Source organism: Mediterranea massiliensis, assembly GCF_900128475.1.
In the GTDB taxonomy this organism is placed as follows: Bacteria; Bacteroidota; Bacteroidia; order Bacteroidales; family Bacteroidaceae; genus Bacteroides; species Bacteroides massiliensis_E.
Map to the genome: position 1 here is coordinate 138,112 of NZ_LT635839.1, position 22,821 is coordinate 160,932.

General features: G+C 55.1%; 16 protein-coding genes. 8 read left to right on the plus strand and 8 right to left on the minus strand.

The window, feature by feature from the left end; all coding sequences use genetic code 11:
• Positions 1 to 204: 204 nt before the first annotated feature.
• Genes ribF through BQ7483_RS14125 form a run of 3 tightly spaced genes read right to left on the minus strand, consistent with a single transcriptional unit; the run spans position 205 to position 4,493 of the window.
• Positions 205 to 1,164, minus strand: coding sequence for a riboflavin biosynthesis protein RibF (ribF, locus tag BQ7483_RS14115; RefSeq protein ID WP_072546328.1), 960 nt, complete (start codon positions 1,162 to 1,164; stop codon positions 205 to 207).
• An 8-nt stretch (positions 1,165 to 1,172) separates the two neighbouring features.
• Complete coding sequence (locus BQ7483_RS14120; RefSeq protein WP_072546748.1) at positions 1,173 to 1,793, minus strand: HAD family hydrolase; 621 nt, start codon at positions 1,791 to 1,793, stop codon at positions 1,173 to 1,175.
• 21 nt (positions 1,794 to 1,814) lie between these two features.
• A complete protein-coding gene (locus BQ7483_RS14125; protein ID WP_072546329.1) occupies positions 1,815 to 4,493 on the minus strand; it encodes a calcium-translocating P-type ATPase, PMCA-type in 2,679 nt (892 codons plus the stop codon).
• A 184-nt stretch (positions 4,494 to 4,677) separates the two neighbouring features.
• Here BQ7483_RS14125 and rd point away from each other — a divergent pair, with 184 nt between their 5' ends.
• Positions 4,678 to 4,839, plus strand: coding sequence for a rubredoxin (gene rd, locus BQ7483_RS14130; RefSeq protein WP_022020264.1), 162 nt, complete (start codon positions 4,678 to 4,680; stop codon positions 4,837 to 4,839).
• Between the two features lie 29 nt (positions 4,840 to 4,868).
• On the opposite strand, the gene BQ7483_RS14135 is transcribed toward rd, so the two are convergent.
• Positions 4,869 to 6,566, minus strand: coding sequence for a Na/Pi cotransporter family protein (locus BQ7483_RS14135; protein ID WP_022020263.1), 1,698 nt, complete (start codon positions 6,564 to 6,566; stop codon positions 4,869 to 4,871).
• An 82-nt stretch (positions 6,567 to 6,648) separates the two neighbouring features.
• On the opposite strand from BQ7483_RS14135, the gene BQ7483_RS14140 reads away from it, so the two are divergent.
• A complete protein-coding gene (locus BQ7483_RS14140) occupies positions 6,649 to 8,322 on the plus strand; it encodes a nucleoside kinase (protein WP_022020262.1) in 1,674 nt (557 codons plus the stop codon).
• Between the two features lie 94 nt (positions 8,323 to 8,416).
• Positions 8,417 to 9,802 (plus strand): sensor histidine kinase, encoded by a 1,386-nt coding sequence (locus BQ7483_RS14145; protein WP_072546330.1) that lies wholly within the window; start codon positions 8,417 to 8,419, stop codon positions 9,800 to 9,802.
• Between the two features lie 21 nt (positions 9,803 to 9,823).
• Here BQ7483_RS14145 and BQ7483_RS14150 read toward each other — a convergent pair whose 3' ends face one another.
• The 3 genes from BQ7483_RS14150 to BQ7483_RS14160 form a co-directional block, all read right to left on the minus strand.
• Positions 9,824 to 11,002, minus strand: coding sequence for a DUF418 domain-containing protein (locus tag BQ7483_RS14150; RefSeq protein WP_022020260.1), 1,179 nt, complete (start codon positions 11,000 to 11,002; stop codon positions 9,824 to 9,826).
• A 40-nt stretch (positions 11,003 to 11,042) separates the two neighbouring features.
• Positions 11,043 to 13,145, minus strand: a complete 2,103-nt coding sequence (locus BQ7483_RS14155; RefSeq protein ID WP_235847396.1) for a M3 family metallopeptidase — start codon at positions 13,143 to 13,145, stop codon at positions 11,043 to 11,045.
• Positions 13,146 to 13,214: 69 nt separating this feature from the next.
• A complete protein-coding gene (locus BQ7483_RS14160) occupies positions 13,215 to 14,588 on the minus strand; it encodes an aminopeptidase P family protein (RefSeq protein WP_022020258.1) in 1,374 nt (457 codons plus the stop codon).
• Between the two features lie 220 nt (positions 14,589 to 14,808).
• Here BQ7483_RS14160 and rpoN point away from each other — a divergent pair, with 220 nt between their 5' ends.
• From rpoN to BQ7483_RS14185, 5 genes are all read left to right on the plus strand, one after another.
• Positions 14,809 to 16,308: an RNA polymerase factor sigma-54 gene (gene rpoN / locus BQ7483_RS14165; protein ID WP_072546332.1), complete on the plus strand. Its 1,500-nt coding sequence runs from the start codon at positions 14,809 to 14,811 to the stop codon at positions 16,306 to 16,308.
• 32 nt (positions 16,309 to 16,340) lie between these two features.
• Complete coding sequence (locus BQ7483_RS14170) at positions 16,341 to 17,018, plus strand: phosphatase PAP2 family protein (protein WP_022020256.1); 678 nt, start codon at positions 16,341 to 16,343, stop codon at positions 17,016 to 17,018.
• A gap of 45 nt (positions 17,019 to 17,063) precedes the next feature.
• Positions 17,064 to 17,444: a glycine cleavage system protein GcvH gene (gcvH, locus tag BQ7483_RS14175; RefSeq protein ID WP_022020255.1), complete on the plus strand. Its 381-nt coding sequence runs from the start codon at positions 17,064 to 17,066 to the stop codon at positions 17,442 to 17,444.
• A gap of 126 nt (positions 17,445 to 17,570) precedes the next feature.
• Positions 17,571 to 18,080: a 5-(carboxyamino)imidazole ribonucleotide mutase gene (gene purE, locus BQ7483_RS14180; RefSeq protein ID WP_072546333.1), complete on the plus strand. Its 510-nt coding sequence runs from the start codon at positions 17,571 to 17,573 to the stop codon at positions 18,078 to 18,080.
• An 84-nt stretch (positions 18,081 to 18,164) separates the two neighbouring features.
• Positions 18,165 to 20,000 (plus strand): 4-hydroxy-3-methylbut-2-en-1-yl diphosphate synthase, encoded by a 1,836-nt coding sequence (locus tag BQ7483_RS14185; protein ID WP_072546334.1) that lies wholly within the window; start codon positions 18,165 to 18,167, stop codon positions 19,998 to 20,000.
• Positions 20,001 to 20,111: 111 nt separating this feature from the next.
• On the opposite strand, the gene BQ7483_RS14190 is transcribed toward BQ7483_RS14185, so the two are convergent.
• Complete coding sequence (locus BQ7483_RS14190) at positions 20,112 to 22,439, minus strand: outer membrane beta-barrel family protein (protein WP_072546335.1); 2,328 nt, start codon at positions 22,437 to 22,439, stop codon at positions 20,112 to 20,114.
• Positions 22,440 to 22,821 lie beyond the last annotated feature (382 nt).

Genomic DNA, 22,821 nt, shown 5'->3' on the forward strand with positions numbered 1-22,821 from the left:
TTTCTGATACTACCAAATAAAACGATAAAAAATTATCGAAAAACGATAAATCCAATTTCTGCCACTCCGACGAAGCACTGCATGAGGGTGAGACGAAGCACTGCGTGACACCCTCAGGAAGCACTGCATGACGACCTGACGAAGCACTGTGTCAGACCCTCACGAAGCACCGTGTGACAGCGCCACAACACACGCTCTGAAACGTCAGCGGGAAAGGGAAAGCAAAGCACGGGCCTCGGCGGCATCGCGGTGAAGCTGTGCGGCCAGTGAGTCGAGCGAGTCGAACTTGCGTTCGGGACGGATGCGCTGCACGAAGGTGAGGCGCAGGGGATGGTGGTAGATGTCGGCATCGAAGTCGAAGATATGCACCTCGATGGTGCGGTTGGTGCCGTTGTCCAGCGTAGGACGGCAGCCGATGTTCAGCATGCCGCCGTAAGAATGCCCGTCCACAAGTACCTCGACGGCATAGACGCCGCGGGCAGGAATGAGCTTGCAGGGGTCGTCCACTTCGAGGTTGGCCGTCGGATAACCCAGTTTGTGACCTACTTGAAAACCGCTCACCACCGTGCCGTTCAGGAAGTAAGGGTAACCCAGGTAATCAGCCGCACGGGCTACCTCACCCTCGTGAAGCAGATGGCGGATGCTGGACGAGCCGACACGGAGGTCTTCGCTGCTTCCATCCGAAACGCCCAGCGACGAGGGCAGGCAGGCTTCACCGGGGAGGACTTCGATACCCAGTTCGCGGCCATAGCGCACGTAGTCGCCGAATCCCTCGCGACGGTCGTGGCCGAAGCGGTGGTCATAGCCAATGAAGAGTACCCGGATGTTATAGCGCCCCGCCAACAGTTCCATGAACTGACGGGCGGACAGGGCGGCCAGCGCAGGGGTGAAGTCGAGCAGCAGGCAACAGTCCAGCCCCAGCCCGTCGAGCAACGCCAGCTTCTCGGAGCAGGTAGTCAGCAGCTCGGCCCGGAAGTCGGGCTGCATCACGCTGCGCGGAGGAACGGGAAAGGTGATGACCGTCGAGGCCAGCCCACGCTGCGCCGCCGCAGCCTGTACCTGACTGAGCAGGTAACGGTGGCCGCGGTGCACGCCGTCGAAGAAACCGATGGTCGCCACACTGGGGCGAATCCGGTCTGCGGGTATATCGGAAATCTGTTGCACGTTCTTTCTCAGTTTTTGAACAGGTGGCTCCAGTCTTCGTGGGCCTTGGGGGTATAGGTGCGTATGCCCAGCGTTTCGGCGGCCCGGCAGTTGGCTTCGGCATCGTCGATGAAGAGCGAGAGGGACGGATCGGCCCCCGTCTCGGCCAACACCTGCCTGAAGATGGCCACATCGGGCTTGGCCAGCTTCATCCGGTAGGAAAGGAAGATGCGGTCGAAGAAGTCGTCCACCCGATGGCCGTTACAGGAGAAGGCATGGCGGAGCGACCACTGCCAGTGGATATCGTTGGTGTTGCTCAGCAGATAGACCTTGTAGCGGCGGCGAAGCTCCAGCAGCAGGTCGAGCTTATACTCAGGAATGCCCACCAGGAAACTGTTCCAGGCATCGTCTATCTGGGCGTCGGTCACGGAGACACCCGCCATCTTCCGGATCTCGTCGCGGAACTCCGCATCGGTAATCAGTCCCTTCTCATGGAGCAGGAAGAAGCCCTGCTGGTGGCACACGTCGAGCATGGCCTGCACGTTGGGAATGCCCAGCGCGTTGAAGCGGTCGAGGCATCGCTGACGGTCGAGGTCGATGAGCACACCGCCAAAGTCTACAATCAATGTATCTATTCCTTGTAAATCCATCATTCTTACATTTGTTGTTCTTTATTTCTTCCGCAAACGCTGCACCCAACGCACCAGCTCGCCTACCCAGAGCACCAGCGACGAGGAAGCCACGATCAGCAGCCACATCGGTCCGTCGAGCGGCTCGGTGCGGAACACGGCCCCGCCAAACTGCACGATGAGGAACTGTCCCACCAGGATGGCCAGCACGATGAACTCCATGCCGTAGGACTTGGAGAGGCCCTTGAAGGCCGAATCGGTCGTACCGAACACACGGGCGTTGAAGAGGTTCCAGAACTGGAGCATCACGAAGAAGGTGAAGAAGATGGTCAGCTCGCGCACCGTCATGCCGTTCCCTTCGAAATAGAGCAGCATGCCCATCAGTACGCAGGCAAAGGCCAGGCCCACGCCGAATATCATCCGCTGCATGGACCGGGTGATGATGAAGTCGGTCGGCTTGCGGGGCTTCTCCTTCATCACGCTCTCGCTGGGCGGGATGGAGGCCAGTGCCAGGGCGGCAAAGGTGTCCATGATGAGGTTCACCCACAGCATCTGCGTCACGGTGAGGGGCAGGTCGGTGCCTACCAGCGAGCCCAGCAGCACGATGAACAGGGCCACGAAGTTGATGGTGAGCTGGAAGACGATGAAACGCTGGATGTTCTTGTAGAGCGAACGGCCCCACATGACGGCGGTGCCGATGCTGTTGAACGAGTCGTCCAGCAGGGTGATGTCGCTGGCCTCCTTGGCCACGGACGTACCCGTACCCATGGAGAGGCCCACCTGGGCGTGGTTCAGGGCAGGTGCGTCGTTCGTACCGTCGCCCGTCACGGCCACGACGGCCCCTTTCTGCTGGAGCAGCTGCACGAGGCGCTGCTTGTCCGTGGGACGGGCGCGCGACATGATCTTCAGGTCCAGTACCCGGTCGAGAGCCTCCTCGTCGGTCAGGGCGGCAAAGTCGGCACCGGTGATGCGGTTGCGTTCGGTGTCTTCGGGCTTCCACAGGCCTATCTGGCGGGCAATCTCGGTAGCGGTACCCGGCGTGTCGCCCGTCACGATCTTCACGGCAATGCCGGCCGACTGGCATTTCTGCACGGCGGCAGGCACATCGGGACGGATGGGGTCGCTGATGGCTACCACGCCCACAAACGACAGGTCGCCGTCGGCCACCAGCGAAGCGCAGTCGCGCGTATCGTCGTCGGCCACCACCTTATAGGCAAAGCCCAGGGTACGCATGGCCATGTTCTGATAGTCCAGCAGCTGGGCGTCGACCGTGGAACGGTAGGCGGCGGCATCGGTGCGCTTGCCGTCCAGCACCACGTCCTTGCACTTGCCCAGCACAATCTCGGGAGCACCCTTCACGTAGAGCACTTTCCTGTTCAGCAACGGAGACTGCACCAGCGTAGCCATGTACTTGCGTTCGGTCGAGAAGGTCAGCTGGTCTACCACCTGCGCCGCCTCACGCAGCTTCAGGTAGTCCTGTCCCTGCTTGTTGAGCCACAGGAGCAGGGCCACTTCGGTGGGATTGCCCACCCCCTTCACCTTGCCGTCGGGCGCGGCTTCTTCGAGGAAGGCGGTAGAGTTGGCACTGATGCCTTCCTTCACCACGCGGCTCAGCTCGTCGTCGGCCAGCTCGCCCCGGTTCTTCAGTCCGTAGAAGCTGGGCTCGTACACCTGCATCTGGTTCTGTGTCAGCGTACCAGTCTTGTCGGTGCAGATGACGGTAATGGCACCCATCGTCTCGCAGGCATGCATCTTGCGCACCAGGTTGTTGGTGGAGAGCATGCGGCGCATGTTCAGCGCCAGGCTCAGGGTGACGCTCATGGGCAGTCCCTCGGGCACAGCCACCACAATCAGCGTGACGGCCATCATGAAGTACTTCAGCGTGGCCTGCAGGGCGGGCAGCCAGTCGGCAAAGGTATGGAAGGAAGAAAAGTCGTAGAAGAGGATGACATCTTTCACAAAGAAGATGACGAAAGCCAGTCCGGCAGCGGTAAAGCCGATCTTTCCGATCAGGTTGGCCAGCTTGGTGAGCTGTATATTAAGAGGTGTAGGCTCGGTGGTCTGCTCCGTACTCTGACGGGCCACCTTACCAATCTCGGTCGCATCGCCCACAGCCTCGACACGCATCATGCCGTGGCCGTCGACCACGGTCGTGCCGCGCAACACACGGTTGGAGGCATACGTGGCCTCTTCGTCGAAATCGGCCTCAACGGTCGTTTTGGAAACCACCGGTTCGCCGGTCAGATTGGACTCGTTTACCTGCAACGAAACAGCCTCGAGCAACGTGCCGTCGGCCGGCATCTCCTCGCCCGTCTCCAGAATAACGACATCGCCCACCACCACATCCTTGCGGGGCACTTCCTGTACATGCCCGTTGCGGATTACCTTGACCAGCGTCTCTTCATTGACGGCATTCAGCAGGTCGAACTTCTTGTTGGCATCGTATTCAAAGAAGAAGCCGATACCCGTAGCCAGCAGGATGGCGGCGATGATGCCGATGGTTTCGGCGTATTCGTTCTCGACAATCGAAATAATCAGTGAAAACAGGGCGGCCACCAGCAGTACCTTGACCACGGGGTCCTGGAATTTCTCCAAATAGAGTTTGAAAAGGGAGGGACGTTTGGGCGGAGTCAACAGGTTCACCCCATGTTCGGCACGACTTCGGCGCACCTCTTCGTCGGTCAGCCCGACATGATTGGCATTTTCTTTCATTGCGCTCATGCAGATTGTTCATGTTTTAATTAACTGAGCACAAAAATACAACAATAATTCAGACAGTTAAGCAGTATTAAATCTTTTTAGGAAAGAGAAGGGGCAGGTCCGCATGAACAATTCGGGCCTCATCCGTGTTTATTTTACAGAGAGAAACAGAAAACAATCATCCACCCTTAAAAACGAAAAAAGTATGGACAAATACATCTGCACCGTATGTGAATACATCTACGACCCCGAGTTGGGCGACCCCGAAAACGGCATCCAGCCCGGCACTGCCTTCGAAGACCTGCCCGACGACTGGGTATGCCCCCTCTGTGGCGTAGGCAAAGAGGACTTTGAGGTGACTCACTGATCCAAAGAGACAAGGGGAAGGCTTCGTGATTACGAAGCCTTCTTTTCTTTGATGTCGCAGCTGGCCTCCACCACATTCACCACGTAGTCGCCCAGCTTTTCGCATTCGGCGATGATGTCCATGTAGTAGACGCCCATCTGATAGCTGTATTCCTTGTTGTTCACATCGATGATGTTCTGATTCTTCAGCTGGTTGCGGTAGTTGTTGATTTCGTTCTCCAGGTTATAGGACTTGTTCACGTCTTCCGGATGATGATCCATGCGTTCCACGACCGAAATCATCTGCGAGAGCGCCTCGTCCGTCAGCTTCATCATGCAATGGATGTGGTCGTACTGTTTCTCGGTAAAGTCCTCGTTGGCCTGCCGCTTGCGGCTCATCGTACGCGCCAGGTTGTAACAGCTGTCACCGATACTCTCTATCTCGGTCACCTCGCGAAGCATGCCGCGTATCTGCAGCTTACTTTCCGAGCTCAGACGGCCTTCGGACACCTTGTTCAGGTAGTTGGCAATCTCCAGCTCCATGCTGTCGCTGATATTCTCGTACTTCTCCACCCGGCTGAACACGCGGTTGAAGTCATCGTCCTTCTCCGTGTGGAGCAGGTCGCGCACCATGCCGAACATGCGGTGCGTACGCTCGGCAAAGAGATGGATTTCCTTACTGGCCTGCAGGATGGAAAGCTCGGCCGTAGAGAGCATACCGCCCGAGATGTAGCGCAGACGATATTCCTCGTCCTGCTCCTTGAGCGGGATGATGGCACAGACGGTGCGCTCGATGAAGGGTACGAACCAAATCAAAATCAAGACGTTGCAGATATTGAAAGCCGTGTGGAAGGCGGAAAGCTTGAACGAAACGGCCACAGCCGGATCGGTAGAGCCCATCACGTTCTCGACAAACCAGGACACAGCCTCCGTGAAGGGCACAAACAGACAGAGCACCCAGATGACACCGAAGACATTGAAGGCCAGGTGGGCCAACGCCGCCCGTCGGGCCTGCGTGTTTCCCGTCAGTGCCGCCAGGTTGGCCGTAATCGTGGTACCGATGTTCTCGCCCAGCACCAGAGCGGCACCCAGCTCAAAGCTGATCCAGCCGTTGGCACACATGATCAGCGTGATGGCCATCGTGGCGGCCGAAGCCTGCACAATCATGGTGAGGATGGTACCGATAAAGACAAAAAGCAGGATGGACAGGAAGCCCATGTCCGTATAGTTCTGTACGAAGGCCAGCATGTCGGGGTTCTGGCTCAGGTCGGGAGCGTTGTTTTTCAAGTAGGAGAGTCCCATGAACAGGAAGGAGAAACCGAAAATAAACTCGCCGAGAGACTTGCGGTTACTTTTCTGGGAGAAGAGGAGAGGAATGCCGAAGGCCAGCAGCGGAAGGGCAAAGGCGGCAATGTCGACCTTGAAGCCCAAAGCGGAGATAATCCACGCCGTGACCGTCGTACCGATATTGGCACCCATGATGACGCCGATGGATTGGGAGAGGGTCAGCAGCCCCGCGTTCACGAAACTCACCACCATGACGGTCGTTGCGGAAGAGGACTGCACCAGGGCGGTGATCAGTACACCGGTCAATACGCCCGTCACCCGATTGGTGGTCATCGCTGTCAGAATTTTCCTGAGCCGGTCGCCGGCAAACTTCTGAAGGCCTTCACTCATCACCTTCATTCCATAAAGGAAAAGAGCCAAGGAGCCGAGTAGCTTTAAAAAATCATAAAAAGAATACTCCATCTTTAATTATTTAAGGGGTTTCTTTGCTCCATCTGTTATTCCGACTATCTTTAATGCCGTCTAAACCCAAAAAAGAAAGCTCATGAAACACATGTTACAAATCTGTTGCAAAAATAATAATATTTATAAAGATTTCCCTATCGGAAGCTCACTTTTGGATATTTATTCCGGTCTTAACCTCAATTTCCCTTATCAGGTGGTCAGCGCCAAGGTCAACAACCGTTCCGAAGGCCTCAGCTTTCTGGTATACAACAACAAGGATGTCGAGTTTCTTGACGTACGCGACCCGTCGGGCATGCGCACCTATGTCCGTTCGCTCTGCTTCATTCTCTACAAGGCTGTCAGCGAGCTGTTTCCACAAGGCAAGCTCTACGTGGAGCACCCCGTGTCCAAGGGTTACTTCTGCAACCTGCGCATCGGCCGCCCCATCGAACTGGAAGACGTGCAGGCCATTAAGAAGCGCATGCAGGAAATCATCGACGAGAACATTCCCTTCCACCGCACCGAGTGCCATACGACCGAAGCCGTCCGCGTGTTCAGCGAACGGGGCATGGACGACAAGGTGAAGCTGCTGGAGACATCGGGCTCGCTCTATACCTATTATTATACGCTGGGCGACACGGTGGATTACTACTATGGCAACCTGCTACCCAGCACCGGCTTCATCAAGCTGTTCGACATCGTGAAATACTACGACGGCCTGCTGCTGCGCATCCCCAACAAGGAGAACCCCAACGTGCTGGAAGACGTGGTCAAGCAGGAAAAGATGCTCGACGTCTTCAAAGAGCACCTGCGCTGGAACCACATCATGGGCCTGAGCAACGTGGGCGACTTCAACCAGGCCTGCCTGGACGGACATGCCACCGACCTCATCAACGTGGCCGAAGCCCTGCAGGAAAAGAAGATTGCACAGATTGCCGACGACATCTTCCAGCGGACACAGAACGGCACCCGCGCACAGCTGGTGCTCATCTCGGGACCGTCGTCCTCGGGCAAAACCACCTTCAGCAAACGCCTCAGCGTACAACTGATGACCAACGGGCTGCACCCCTATCCCATCTCGCTGGACAACTACTTCGTGGACCGCGAACAGACCCCACGCGACGAGAAGGGCAACTACGACTACGAATCGCTCTACGCCCTCGACCTCAAGCTGTTCAACGAACAGCTCCAGGCCCTGCTGCACGGCGAGGAGGTGGAATTGCCCCGTTTCAACTTCACCACCGGCAGGAAAGAGTTCAAGGGCGACAAGCTGCGCATCGATGAGCATACCATCCTCATCCTGGAAGGCATCCATGCCCTGAACCCCGAACTGACACCCCAGATTCCGGCCGAAAACAAATACAAGATTTACGTCTCGGCCCTCACTACCATTTCGCTGGACGACCACAACTGGATACCTACCACAGACAACCGACTGATACGCCGCATCATCCGCGACTTCAACTACCGCGGCTATTCGGCCCAGGAGACCATCTCCCGCTGGCCCAGCGTACGGGCAGGCGAAGAGAAATGGATTTTCCCCTACCAGGAGAACGCCGACGTCATGTTCAATTCAGCCCTGCTGTTCGAACTGGCCGTACTGCGCTGCCATGTCGAACCGATACTGAACAGCGTGCCGCGCAACTGTCCCGAATATTCCGAAGCCTACCGCCTCCTGAAGTTCATCAAGTACTTCACCCCTGTACAGGACAAGGAAATTCCGCCCACCTCGCTGTTGAGGGAATTCCTGGGAGGAAGCAGCTTCAAATATTAAAAGATTAAGAAGAAGGGAAGTTCATCTTTTCCCGACATTTTTATACAGAATAGACGATTTTGCTTACCTTTGCACCAAACAAAGCAACATCAATATGAAAAAGTATTTTCTGATTGGACTTGTGGCTGTCTTTTGTCTATGCGGCCACAGCCATGCACAAGACCGTGCGGCCGACCTGATGAAACAGGCCCAGGAAAGCCTGGACAGCCAGTCGTACATCAAGGCACGCTACCTCTTCCTGCAAGCCTACAACGCCTTTGCCTCCGAAGGCAAATACGAACAGGCCGTTGCCTGCAACGTCAAAGCCTGTGCCCTTTACTACCGCGAGAACTACTACAAGGAGGCCTTCGAACTGCTCGGACGTGCCGACCAGACCGTGACCGACGGTGAAAAGAAAGCCGGCAAACAACTGCCTGCCCTGCGCTACCCCATCATTAAGGAACGGATGCGCATGTATCTGAACATCGGCAAGACCGGCAACGCCAAAACACAACTGGATCTGCTGGAAGAATCGGCCAAGAAAGCTGCCAGCGACTCCCTGGGTACCGACCTGCTCTACACCAAAGCCGCCTACTTCTACACACTACGCCAAAACGACAAGGGAGACGCCACCGTCCGCCAGCTCATCAGCGAGAGCAGCCGCATACAGGCTGCCGAAGCGCAAAGCAAGTACGACTCCCTGAAGCAGCAATACGACACAAGCCTGCAGACCATCGACGAAAAAGACAGCTCAATCTCTGCCAAGCAATGCCTCATTGTCGGTCTCTGCATCCTGTCTGTTATCTTAGCGGCTGCCCTGGTAGTCGCCGTCGTCATCCTGCTCCGCTTCATCCTGCTGACACGCAAGCAGAAGAAGGCGATCAACATCGCCAACGAGCATAACGCACTGAAGACACAGTTCATCCAGAACATCTCGGCACAGATGGAGCCGACACTGGCCACACTGGACGACCGCCAGCCGGGTGTACAAGCCCTGCGCACCTTCGCCCAGCACATTCAGGAACTGTCCGACCTGGAGCAGTCGCTGTCCGAGCCCTATGAAACTGAGGAAAAGAATGTCAACACTTTCTGCGAAGGAGTGATGGACAAGATACAGCAAACCCACAAGAAAGACCTTACGCTGACGGTCAATGCCCCGAAACTGGGCATCAAAATCTGTCCCGAGCAACTGGAACGGATCTTGCTGCATCTGCTGGAGAATGCCGTTGTCCACACGCCGGAAGGTGGAAAAATCACCCTCGACTTCAAGAAACGCGGCGCGCACACGCACCAGTTCATCGTAACGGATACCGGCTGCGGCATCCCCGAGGAACAACGCGGGAACCTCTTCAAGCCTTTCAGTGAAATCAAGGACCTGACGCAAGGCGACGGACTGGGATTGCCCATCTGTGCCCTCATTGCCATCCGCATGAACGGCAACCTGACGCTGGACGAAAGCTATACGAAAGGCGCACGCTTCGTGCTGGAGCTGCACGCATAAGCGCATAGATAACGCGGGCCACTACTTCAACCACGTGGCCCGCTTCCACAGATACTCCATCGGACCGTGGCTGTGACGGCGCATCCACCAACGGCAGAAGGCCAGCTGTACCACGAAGATCAGGGCACCGACCAGCACACTGGCCGTGATACCCAGGTTGTCGTGCAGGCCGAACCCCCAGTTGTAGAACAACATGGAGCCGATGATGCTCTGCGTGATGTAATTGGTCAGACTCATGCGGCCATAGGGAATAAGGATGTTCAGACGTTCACGCAGGCGGGTGCGGTAGTAGCCGTTGAGCACAGCGGATACAAGCAGCAGCATGAAGGCAAACTTATAGAGCGAGGATACCACAAGCAGCAGCGGCGTGCGCACCGAAGGATTCTCCACAAAGTCCGGCAGCATGTTGCCCAGGCCGTAAAGCGGGAAGAAAGCCACCAGCGAACCACACAGCACCTTGTTCCAGAACTTCAAGTTGTCCTTCAGGAACAAGCCCCGACGGCCTACCAGGTAGCCGAAAAGGAAGAGGGCCGCCGTCTGGAACACACGTCCGTTGTCCCATGCCCAAGCCAGACTGACCAACTGCCCCTCCCACAGGTTGACACGCAGGGTGTCGAGGAAAGTACCATGACTTTGCGCCTCGAACGTAGCGGCCCACAGGCTGCCCGTAGGCAAGGCAGGCGTCACGAACGCCGGGTCCAGGGCCGCACGGACAACGTAGTAGAGCGGCAACGGCTGGATGAGCAGCACACAGGCCAGAACGAAAATCCACTTGTCGCGCAGGCGGCACACCAGCGGCAGAATGAAGCCCACCAGTGAATAAAGCACCAGTACCTCGGCCGTGAAGAACGAAGCGTTCAGGTTGCCGATGAGGAACAGCAGCACCAGCCTCCAGCAGAAACGCAGGCGGAAGTCGCGCCCGCGCAGCCGCTGGTTGTCGTACTGGATGAAGTAGCTGAAGCCGAAGAGCAGGGCAAACACGGCATATGCCTTGCCGCCCAGCAGGAAGAAGAGGCCGTCCCACACGGCACGGTCCGTGAAGGCCAGCCAGGCACTTCGCCCGGCTTCGTCGGGGAAGGAGTAGAAGTTGAAGTGCTCGATCGAATGCAGCAGGATGATGCCCATCACCGCCAATCCGCGCAGCACGTCGGCCACATCGACCCGCGCATGTTTCTGTATCTGTTGCGTCTGTTGTTCCATTGGTTTGTTTCGGATAAAAGACTGTTTTCCGTTCACCTTTTCACTTCTTTGCCTGATACAGACCGCGGTTGATCAGCAGCCACTTCACGTCGGGTTCCTGGCCTCGGTAGTTCTTGTACATGTCCATGGCGTCGTCGATGCCGCCGGGCGTCAGAATATAGCGGCGGAAGCAGTCGGCCAGTTCGGGGTTGAAGATGTTGCCGCTTTCGGTAAAGGCACCGTAAGCATCACAATCCAGTACCTCGGCCCAGATGTAGCTGTAGTAACCTGCCGTATAGCCGCCGCCCATCGTGTGGTTGAAGTAGGTGGTGCGGTAGCGCGAAGGAATCTGCTTCAGCAGCTTGCGCTTGCCCAGTGTCTTGGCTTCGAAGGCCATCACGTCCATATCATCGGGGATGGATTTCAAGGTGTGGAAGTCCATGTCGAGATACGAGGCGGCCAGGTATTCCACCGTGGCGAAGCCCTGTCCGTACTTACCGCTCTTGGCCAGCTTCTTGACCAGTTCGGTGGGCATCATCTCACCTGTCTGATAGTGACGGGCATAGTATTTCAGCACTTCGGGTTCGAAGGCCCAGTGCTCGTTGATCTGCGAAGGAAGCTCCACGAAATCGCGGGGCACGCCGCTGACCCCGGCATAGTGTACGTCGCGGAAGAGGCTGTGCAGCCCGTGGCCGAACTCATGGAAGAGGGTCGTAGCCTCGTCGGCACTGAGCAGGGCGGGCTGGCCTTCGGTGGGCTTGGTGAAGTTGCACACAATGGTCACCACAGGGATGATGCGGCTGCCATGCCGGTCGTAGCTCTGCGGACGATAGCTGCCGCACCAGGCTCCACCGCGCTTGCTGGCACGGGGGAAGAAGTCGAAATAAATGATTCCCAGCGTCTTGCCGTCCTTGTCGATGCACTCGAAGACCTGCGCCTCGGGATGGGGTAGCGGCATATAGGTGAGCGGGCGGAAACGGATGCCATACAGGCGGGTAGCCACATAGAAAGCTCCCTCGCGCACGTGGTTCAGCTCCAGATAGGGGCGCACCTCGTTCTCGTCGATGTCAAACTTGGCCTTCTTGGCTTTCTCGAAGTAGTAGCGCCAGTCCCAGCCTTCGGCCTTGAACTTCTTGCCGTCCTTCTTGATTTCGGCCTGGATGTCCTTCAGCTCTTCCTTGGCCTTCTCCAGCGCCGGTTCCCAAATCTGGTCGAGCAGGGCATACACCTTGTCGGGTGTCTTGGCCATGCGTGTCTCCAGTGCCAGCGAGGCATAGTCTTCGTACCCCATCAGGCGGGCCTTCTCCAGGCGGGCCTCCAGCAGTTCGCGCACCACGGCCTTGTTGTCGGCGTCATTGCCGTTGTTGCCGCGGTTGGTGTACGCCTTGAAGATCTGTTCGCGCAGGGCACGGTTGTCGGCATATTGCAGGAAAGGCATCACGCTGGGGTTCTGCAGAGTAAACACCCACTTGCCCTCCAGTCCCTGCTGGCGGGCTGTCTCGGCGGCCGATGCCACCAGCGTGGCGGGCAGACCGGAGAGATCGGCTTCGTTGTCGATGACCAGCTTGTAGGCATTCGTTTCCTGCAGCATGTTCTGCCCGAAGGTGAGCTGAAGCAGGGCGATACGGCTGTTCAGTTCGCGCAATTTCTGTTGGTCGGCCTCACTGAGGTTGGCTCCGCTGCGCACAAAGTCCTTGTAGGTTTCTTCGAGCAGTTTCGTCTGCTCCTTGTCCAGCCCCAGGCGTTCGCGGTTGTCGTACACCTGCTTGACGCGGGCAAAGAGTCCGGCGTTGAGCGAGATATCGTCGCGGTGAGCCGAAAGCAGGGGCGACAGCTCCTTGCTCAAGGCCTGCAGCTCGGGCGAAGTGTTGCAACTGTTCTGTCCACCGAAAACGAGGGACACGCGCGTGAGCAGCGCGCCGCTACGGTCGAGAGCGGCGATGGTATTGTCGAAGTCGGGCACGGAACGCTGGCGCACGATGGCGTCGATTTCCCGCTTCTGTTCCTCCATCCCCTTGAGGAAGGCCTCGCGGTAGTCGGCCACCGTAATCTGCTCAAAGGGCGGCACGCCGTAGGGAGTAGTGTACTCGGTGAGGAAAGGGTTCGTCCGTGCAGCGTCAGCCTGGCCGTAGGCAGCCATCGAAGCACCCAGCAGGGCAGCCATGCACAGGTTTCTGTAGATGTTTGTCTTCATGCAGCAGTCATAATTAATATTTAAGATTATCGGAACATATCAACGCAGGGCTTCCACCTCGTCGGGCGTCAGGGGAATCTTCTTGCCCAAACGACGGGCACCGTCGGCGGTAATAAGGTAGTCCTCTTCGTTACGAATACCTCCGAAATGACGGTATTCCTCCACCTTGTCGTAGTTGATGAAGTCCGTGAACTTCTTCTGTCCGCGCCACAGGTCGATGAGTTCGGGGATGAAGTAGATACCCGGCTCTACAGTATGCACAAAGCCCGGCTCCAAGGGGATGGCCAGACGCTGACTCTTGCGACCGAACTGGGTACTCTTGGGCTGGCCGTTGTAGCCCACCCACTGCTCGCCGAGGCTCTCCATGTCGTGTACGTCGAGCCCCATCATGTGACCCAGGCCATGCGGATAGAACAGGGCGTGGGCGCCTTCGCGGACAGCATCTTCTGCGTTGCCCTTCATCAGGCCCAGTTCTTTCAGCCCCTCGACCATGACACGGGCCGACAGGTCGTAGACTTCCATATAAGGAATGCCCGGGCGCAGAGCCTTGACACTCTCCAGGTGCATGGCGTTCTGAATCTCGTAGACAGCACGCTGGCGGGGCGTGAAGGTCTTGTCGACAGGAATGGTGGACGACATGTCGCCGCAGTAGCCCGAAGGCAGTTCGGCACCTGCATCGATGAGGAAGAGGTCGCCCGACTTGATTTTGTTACCGTGATAGTGGTTGTGCAACGTCTGCCCGTTGATGGTGGCGATGGTGGAGAAAGACAGCTCGCAGTTCTGGCTCTCAGCCACGTGGTTCATCTCGGCCACCACTTCGTACTCGTACATGCCGGGACGGATGAACTTCATGGCAGCGATGTGCATGTCGGCCGTCACGTTGCAGGCCTTCTCGATTTCTTCGATTTCCTCCGCCGTCTTGTAGTTGCGCTGCGCCACCACGGCACGGATGAAGGGGATGGAACCTTCCTGGTGTGCAGGCGGCAGGCCCAGCCAGTCCATCAGCTTCAGTTTGTGCTCGGCACGGTAAGGCGGCAGGTAATGGATGTTCTGCCCGCGCTGTACGGCCCCGTGCAGGTAGCTGACGATGTCGGCCGCAGGACGCGTATCGGCAATGCCCACGGCTGCCGCCTTCTCACGAAGCGTGGGCTGCGTACCCATCCAGACGATGTAATCTATGGAAAGTTCGTCGCCGAAAATGATTTCCTTATCCTCATCGATGTCGATGATGGCCGAAAGGCCGGCAAACGAAAGACCGAAATAATAAAGGAAGGTAGAATCCTGACGATAGCGGAATGTATTGTCCTCGTAGTTCAGTCCCTGTTCGTCGTTCCCCAGGAACAACAGGACACCCGAGCCCACAGTTTTCTTCAGCTGGGCTCTGCGCTGTACATAAGTTTCTTTCGCAAACATGACGTATCTTGCTTTAAAGGTTGATTGATTGCAAAGATAGTGAAAGGCGAGAGCAGAGGCAAATGAAAAACAAAGTTTTTCAATTTGACTATGCCGAGCCGCATCCTATCTTATGAAAAGATTGTGAAAGGCGAGCGAAGCAACAAACGAAAAACATCGTTTTTCATTTGCCTATGCGCGCACCTTTCCGTATTTTTGCGCTGACATTCAAGAAAAGGATATGGCACAAAGCTCCCGACAGATACAAACCCAGGCGCAACAGCAGATACAGACGCTGTCGCCCCAACAGATTCTGGCAGTAAAACTGCTGGAGCTCCCCGCCGTGGAGCTGGAAGACCGCGTCCGCGCCGAACTGCTGGAGAACCCAGCCCTCGAAGAAGGACATGAGGACAACCATGCAGAGGATGAGGATGTCCGTACGGCCGAGGAATCGAACATCAGCGAAGAGGATGGCGGAAACACCGACTATGACTCGCTGAGCGACTACCTCAGCGAGGACGATATCCCCGACTACAAGCTGCAGGAAAACAACCGCAGCCCCGAGGAACGGGCGGAGGAAATCCCTTTCTCCGACTCCACCTCCTTCTACGAGACCCTGAAGGAGCAGCTGGGCGAACGCAACCTCAGCCCCCACCAGCGCGAGCTGACCGAATACCTCATCGGCTCGCTCGACGACGACGGCTTCCTGCGCAAGCCACTGGACAGCATCAGTGACGAACTGGCCATCTACTCGGGCATCGAGGCTACTCCCCAACAGCTGGAAGAAGCCCTGCGGGTGATACAGGACTTCGAGCCCGCCGGACTGGGTGCCCGCGACCTGCGCGAATGCCTCCTCATCCAGCTGCGCCACAAGAAGGAGCAGCTGCCGCCCAAAGCCGACGACAGCCTGCTCAAGCTGGAGACGGACATCGTCAACGAATGCTACGAAGAGTTCACCCGCAAGCATTGGGACAAGATACAGCAGAAGCTCGGCATCGACGAGGACAAGCTCAACCTGGCCATCAAGGAGCTGTGCAAGCTCAACCCGCGTCCAGGTGCCTCGCTGGGCGAAGCCGTGGGACGCAGCATGCAGCAGATTGTGCCCGACTTCATCGTCGACACCGAGGACGACGGCACCATCCACCTCTCGCTCAACAACCCCAACGTACCCGAGCTGCGCATCAGCCGCGACTTCACGGAGATGGTGGAGGAACACACCAAGAACAAGGCCAACCAGTCAAAGGAATCCAAGGAAGCCATGCTCTTCCTGAAGCAGAAGATGGATGCCGCACAGGGCTTCATTGATGCCATAAAGCAACGGCAGAACACCCTGTTGACCACCATGCAGGCCATTATCGACCTCCAACGCCCCTTCTTCGAAGAGGGCGACGAGTCGCTGCTCCGCCCCATGATTCTGAAAGACGTGGCCGAGCGGGCCAAGCTCGACATCTCGACCGTGTCGCGCGTGAGCAACAGCAAGTACGTGCAGACCAACTACGGCATCTACCCGCTGAAGTTCTTCTTCAGCGACGGCTATACGAAGGAAAACGGCGAAGAGATGTCGGTACGCGAAATCAAGAAGGCCCTGAAGGAATGTGTCGACAGCGAGGACAAGAAGAACCCCTATACCGACGACGAGCTGACCGAGATGCTGGCCGCCAAGGGCTACCCGATAGCCCGCCGCACCGTGGCCAAATACCGCCAGCAACTGAACATTCCCGTGGCCCGCCTGCGGAAATAGACAACTTGAATATACCTATATAAATAAGAAAGATGGAAGTACACCTCATAGAAGACAAGACATTGATTCGGATAGCCCGCCTGGTATCGGCCATATTCACGCCGTTCTCCATTCCCTTCCTGGCTTTTCTGATTCTCTTCCTGTTCTCGTACCTGAGCATCATGCCCATCCAGTACAAGCTCATCGTGCTGGGCATCGTCTATTGCTTCACCATCATGATGCCGGTCCTCACCATCTTCATCTTCAAGAAGATCAACGGATTCAGCGCACAGGAGCTGGGCGAGCGCAAGAAACGGTACGTTCCCTTCTTCCTCACCATCATCTCCTACGTCTTCTGCCTGATGATGATGAACCGCCTCAACATCCCCTGGTACATGAGCGGCATCATCCTGGCCGCCCTCATCATGATGGTCATCTGCGTCGTCGTCAACCTGAAGTGGAAGCTGAGCGAACACATGGCCGGCGCCGGTGCCGTGGTGGGCGGACTGGTGGCCTTCAGTGCCCTGTTCGGCTACAACCCCGTGTGGTGGCTCTGCCTCTTCATCCTGGTGGCCGGCGTGCTGGGCACGGCCCGCATCATCCTGGGGCATCATACCCTGGGCGAAGTCATGGGAGGCTTCGGTGTGGGCTTCGTCTGTTCGCTGATGGTGCTCCACCCCATTGCCAACAGCCTGTACTTCTTCTTCAGACAATTGTTGTTCAATTATTAAAATACAATGTACAATCATATTATTAACCTCTAAAACTAAAGAATCATGAACTTTCCAAGCAACGTAAAGTACACCAAAGACCATGAATGGATCCGCCAGGAAGGCGACGTAGCCTATGTAGGCATTACCGACTATGCACAGGAACAGCTGGGCGACATCGTATTCGTAGACATCCAGACCGAAGGCGAGACACTGGAGGCTGGCGAGACGTTCGGCACCATCGAAGTGGTGAAGACCATCTCCGACCTCTTCATCCCCGTAGCCGGCGAAGTGCTGGAGCAGAATGCCGATCTGGCCGACCAGCCCGAACTGGTGAACCAGGATCCCTACGGAAAAGGCTGGCTCATCAAGATCAAGCCTGCCGCCGATGCCGACTTCGACTGCCTGCTCGACGCCGAAGCCTACAAGGCACTGGTCAATGAATGATACGTAGCGGTTAACGGTTAGTGGTGAGCGGTTAGTATTCCATGCGGACGGACACCAATCACTAACCGCTAACCGTTCACCACTAACCACTTATCACTAACCACTAACTACTAACCACTTATCATCATGACTCCAATCGTAAGCATCATCATGGGCAGCACGTCCGACCTCCCCGTTATGGAGAAGGCCGCCCAACTGCTCAATGACTTCCACATTCCATTTGAAATCAACGCACTCTCGGCCCACCGCACGCCCGAGGCCGTAGAAGAGTTTGCCAAAAATGCCCGCAAGCGGGGCATCAAGGTCATCATCGCCGCCGCAGGAATGGCTGCCGCCCTGCCGGGTGTCATTGCCGCCAACACCACCCTGCCCGTCATCGGCGTACCCGTCAAGGGTGCCGTGCTCGACGGCGTAGACGCTCTCTACTCCATCATCCAGATGCCTCCTGGCATCCCCGTAGCCACCGTAGCCATCAACGGTGCCATGAATGCCGCCATCCTGGCCGTACAGATGCTGGCACTGGCCGACGACGAACTGGCACAAGCCTTCGCCGCCTACAAGGAAGGCCTGAAGAAGAAAATCACCAAGGCCAACGAAGACCTGAAGGAAGTGAAATACGAATACAAGACGAACTAAAAAACGAAGAATGAAGAATCAGGAAGGAAGAACCGGTCCCCGCATCCCCATTCTTAATTCTTCATTCTCAATTCTTCATTCATTATGGATTTATTCAACTATTCCCGCAGGGAAACATCTGTAGTCAACATCGGAAACACTCCGCTGGGAGGCGACAACCCCATCCGCATACAGAGCATGACCAACACCGCCACCCAGGACACGGACGCCTGCGTGGCACAGGCCAAACGCATAGCCGATGCGGGCGGAGAATACGTGCGGCTCACGACACAAGGCGTGAAGGAAGCCGAGAACCTCCGCAACATCAATGCTGCCCTGCGTCGCGACGGCTACCTGACGCCGCTGGTGGCCGACGTACACTTCAATCCGCACGTGGCCGACGTGGCCGCCCTCTATGCCGAGAAGGTACGCATCAACCCCGGCAACTACGTGGATGCCGCCCGCACCTTCAAGCACCTGGAGTACACCGACGAGGAGTATGCACAGGAGCTGCAGAAGATACGCGACCGCTTCGTGCCTTTCCTGAACATCTGCAAGGAGAACCATACGGCCATCCGCATCGGCGTGAACCACGGTTCGCTGTCCGACCGCATCCTATCGCGCTATGGTGATACGCCCGAGGGCATGGTAGAATCGTGCATGGAGTTCCTGCGCATCTGCGTAGACGAGCATTTCACCGACGTGGTCATCTCCATCAAGGCCTCGAACACGGTCGTCATGGTGCGGACGGTCCGCCTGCTGGTGGCTGTCATGGAAAAGGAAGGCATGCACTTCCCCCTGCACCTGGGCGTGACCGAGGCAGGCGATGGCGAGGACGGACGCATCAAGTCGGCCCTGGGCATCGGTGCCCTGCTGGCCGACGGACTGGGCGACACCATCCGCGTATCGCTGAGCGAGGCTCCCGAGGCCGAAATTCCTGTGGCCCGCAAGCTGGTGGACTACGTGACGCGCCGCAAGGACCATCCCTACATCCCCGGCCCGAACGTCCCGACCTTCAACTACCTGGCTCCCTCGCGCCGGCAGACCGTGGCCGTACGCAACATCGGCGGCGACAACGTGCCCGTCGTCATTGCTGCCCGTCTGGACGGTGACCTGACGACCGACCCACAGTTCGTTCCCGAGTATATCTATACGGGCCGCCAACTGCCCGCCACCCCGCAAAAGGGCGTGCAGTACATCGTCGATGCCGACGTGTGGGAAGGGAAACCCGATACCTGGCCCGCCTTCAAGGGCGACCAGCTGCCCTTCGTGAGCGGTTGCAACGCCGCGCTGAAGTTCCTCTTCATCACCTACATGGGGCTGAACGACGAAGCGCTGGCCTGCTTGAAGTACCACCCCGAAATTGTGCTCATCGTACAGAGCAACCATCCCAACCGGCTGGGCGAACAGCGTGCGCTGGTCCACCAGCTGATGCAGGAAGGTCTGTCCAATCCCGTTGTCTTCTTCCAGCACTATGCCGAAGAGGAGAAGGAAGACCTGCAGATCAAGGCAGCAGCCGACATGGGCGCCCTCGTCTTCGACGGCCTGACGGACGGCATCTTCCTCTACAACCAGGGCAGCATCCCCGCCACCACGCTGGACGCCACCGCCTTCGGCATCCTGCAGGCAGGCCGCCTGCGCACCAGCAAGACGGAATACATCTCCTGCCCCGGCTGCGGACGCACGCTCTACGACCTGCAGAGCACTATCGCCCGCATCAAGGCCGCCACGTCGCACCTGAAGGGGTTGAAGATAGGCATCATGGGCTGCATCGTCAACGGCCCGGGCGAGATGGCCGATGCCGACTACGGCTACGTAGGTGCCGGACGCGGCAAAATCAGTCTCTACAAGAAGAAGGAATGCATCGAGAAGAACATTCCCGAAGAAGAGGCGGTGGAGAAGCTCATCGAGCTCATCAAAGCGAATGGCGACTGGCAGTAAACATTGCGGACCTGACACAAAGGCATGCTCAAACCGGGGTGTGTCGTTGTGTCAGGTCCATGATTTTTATCCATACATGGCAAGAATGAAGGATAGAATTTGTGTCTATTACTACATAGTTCTTGAGATTTGTTCCATATTTCCTGAGCGTGGCATAAATTTGGATTGAATATTATTAAACGTCCAGCGTAAAGTGAATCTTACGCCCCGTGTATCGTATTCGTTCTTTTGCCAGCGATAGGTATTCAGATACTTTTTTTCCCACTCTGGACTGACACTTTTCCGTAAGAAGTCACTGCCGTCAACAGCTACGTAAAGTCTGTTTTTGAAAAAAGAAGCTGATAATCCTGCATCAATCACGGTTTTTGCCGCATATAGCGAAATGCCCCTTTCTTCACGGCTGGTATAGGATATATGAGTGTAGAATGACAAACTTTTATAAAGGTTGAAGGTAAATCGTGTCTGTAATTCGCAAGAAAGTCGGTCGTTGATTTTAGTTTCTTCCAGATAAGGAAACTTTATATATGGTTTCTTTAATGCTCCAGCCAGATACATGCGAAACCAATTTTTACTCCACGAGTAGTCGGCTGTAAATCTCCATTCGTGTGAGCGCCGTATGTTGACAGGCTGCATGAATAAGATGTTTGACTGACCGTCTTGAGTTTGTGTCACCCATTGCGTCATGTTCTTTATTTGACTGTAACGCAGAGAAAGCCCCACTTTGTATAGGTTGAAGTTCAACTCTATGTTATCTTTAAACGTGGGCTTCAAATTGGGATTTCCCATGGAATAATTATATTCGTCTTCATAGTTCACGGTAGGGTCAAGGTCGCTAAATGATGGGCGCGATGCTATTCTTCGGTAATATAAATCTAAGTTTATGTGCTTACTTGCTTTATATTTTAATCGAACATTCGGAAAAAAGTTAGAGTAGGTACGTTCCATATCTAATGCGTTTTCTCCTTTTAAGGTCGTTTTAATTTTTTCATATTCATAGCGTAATCCAATGTTGACAGACCATTTATCCCACGATTGACTATAACTGTAATAAGGAGCAAAGTAATAGTCCTGACGGGAAGTTAGTTGTGGAATTTGGTTAATATAGTTGTCCCCTGTGTTACGGATATAGCCACTGTTGATACCAATTTGTTCATTGTCGTTTTTAGCAAACTTGAATTTGTAGGTAGGGGTTATCGTATAAATATCGTAACGTACATCATTGTTCATGGAAGTATTTATTCTATTATCTACTGAAAGGTAGTTTTCTGAAGTTTGTTGTTCTGAGCGGGTGTGCTTGGTGGCATAGTCGGCAATCAAACTAAAGGTATTTCCGGCTTCTGACCGATGTACGTAAGAGAGTGACAGACTATGCAGACCGATGTCCGAACTGTGGTCTGTACTGTTTTCTTTGTTGTGTATATTACCGGATTCCAAAATGTCTTGTAGGCTATGACCGGTTGTGCCAAGTTTGGCAAAACTGCCTACATATTGTACGCCTATGTTGCCTTTCTGTTTCAAGTCAAGATTGATGCCTGTAAAAACATTATATAGATTGCCTTTATTCCGGCTCACACTATTGCCATTGTTCTCGAAAATGCTTCCATCGGTGTGAGTGATGATGGATTTTGAGTAGTCCTGTGCATGTTCATTGATACGGCCGTATCCCAGTGAGGCCATACCTGAAAAAATGCCTTTATTTACCAGATAATTAAGATTGGTTGTATTGCTTATACGGTTCTTAACCTCGGTAGCGTTTGATACATTCAACCCCATGTAATCTTTGTATGTTTCGCGTAAGGTGATGCGAATGATACAGGAGACCGAGGCATCATACTGTGCGTCAGGCTGACGTATTACTTCAATGCTGCTTGCATTGGTCGATTGATAAGCACGAAGTTCTTCCAAGTTCTTCACTTCACGTCCGTTGATGTATATCACAGGTTTTCCCTCCCCTAATACAGTGATGTCTGTACCATTGGTAACCAAGACACCAGGTGTAAACTTTAACATGTCCAAAAAATTACCCGCTTGGCCTATTTGTGAATTGTGTATGTTTTGAATAAGGTAGTTGCCACCGTCACGTGAAATACTCGGTCCTTCGGCTTTTACCACAACTTCCTCTAACTCTACAGCTTTCTTATAGAGAATGATTTCTCCGATTTCGTTTTGTCCGGCTTGCAGTTCCTTTTCTATTTTTATACTTTCATATCCGTCGGACTCAATCGTTATCCATGCTTTGCATAAACTATCTATTTCAAAAGCAAAGTCGGATTCGTAGAAACTTCCTGTCATGTTTTGGATAGAATCGTTGTAGGACACTCCGATGCGATAAATAATGGCTTCATTATCCGATGCTACAACCTTGCCGGTGATGCAGTTTTGTGCATAGGTTTGCGAAGCAATGAATAATAAATTGAAAATGAAAAGCATTTGTTTCATGGTTGTTGTCTTTTTAGGGTTAGCAATTATACAGGTTAGACGTTTTAAAGCAAGAGAACGTTGCATACCTCAGCCATTTTTCTGGTCACAGATGCATTTCACTCTCACCAAGTCCATAGTTATATCCGCCAAGTCCCTCTTTACAATCACCAAGTAGATGTTTACACCAAGCATCTTCGTATATCCTCCCCTACCCAAACGATTGTTGGGAAACACTGCTTTCGACAAAAGAAAGCACTGCTTTGCAATGAACAAAACAGTGCTTTAACAAAAGTAATCTTTTCACATCCAAAAGAAAAACTGATTTCTACTAAAGTACCATAGAAAACTATGTAGAATGCTGGGATCGTAACATCAAACGACATGTGGAGTCCGACTACGT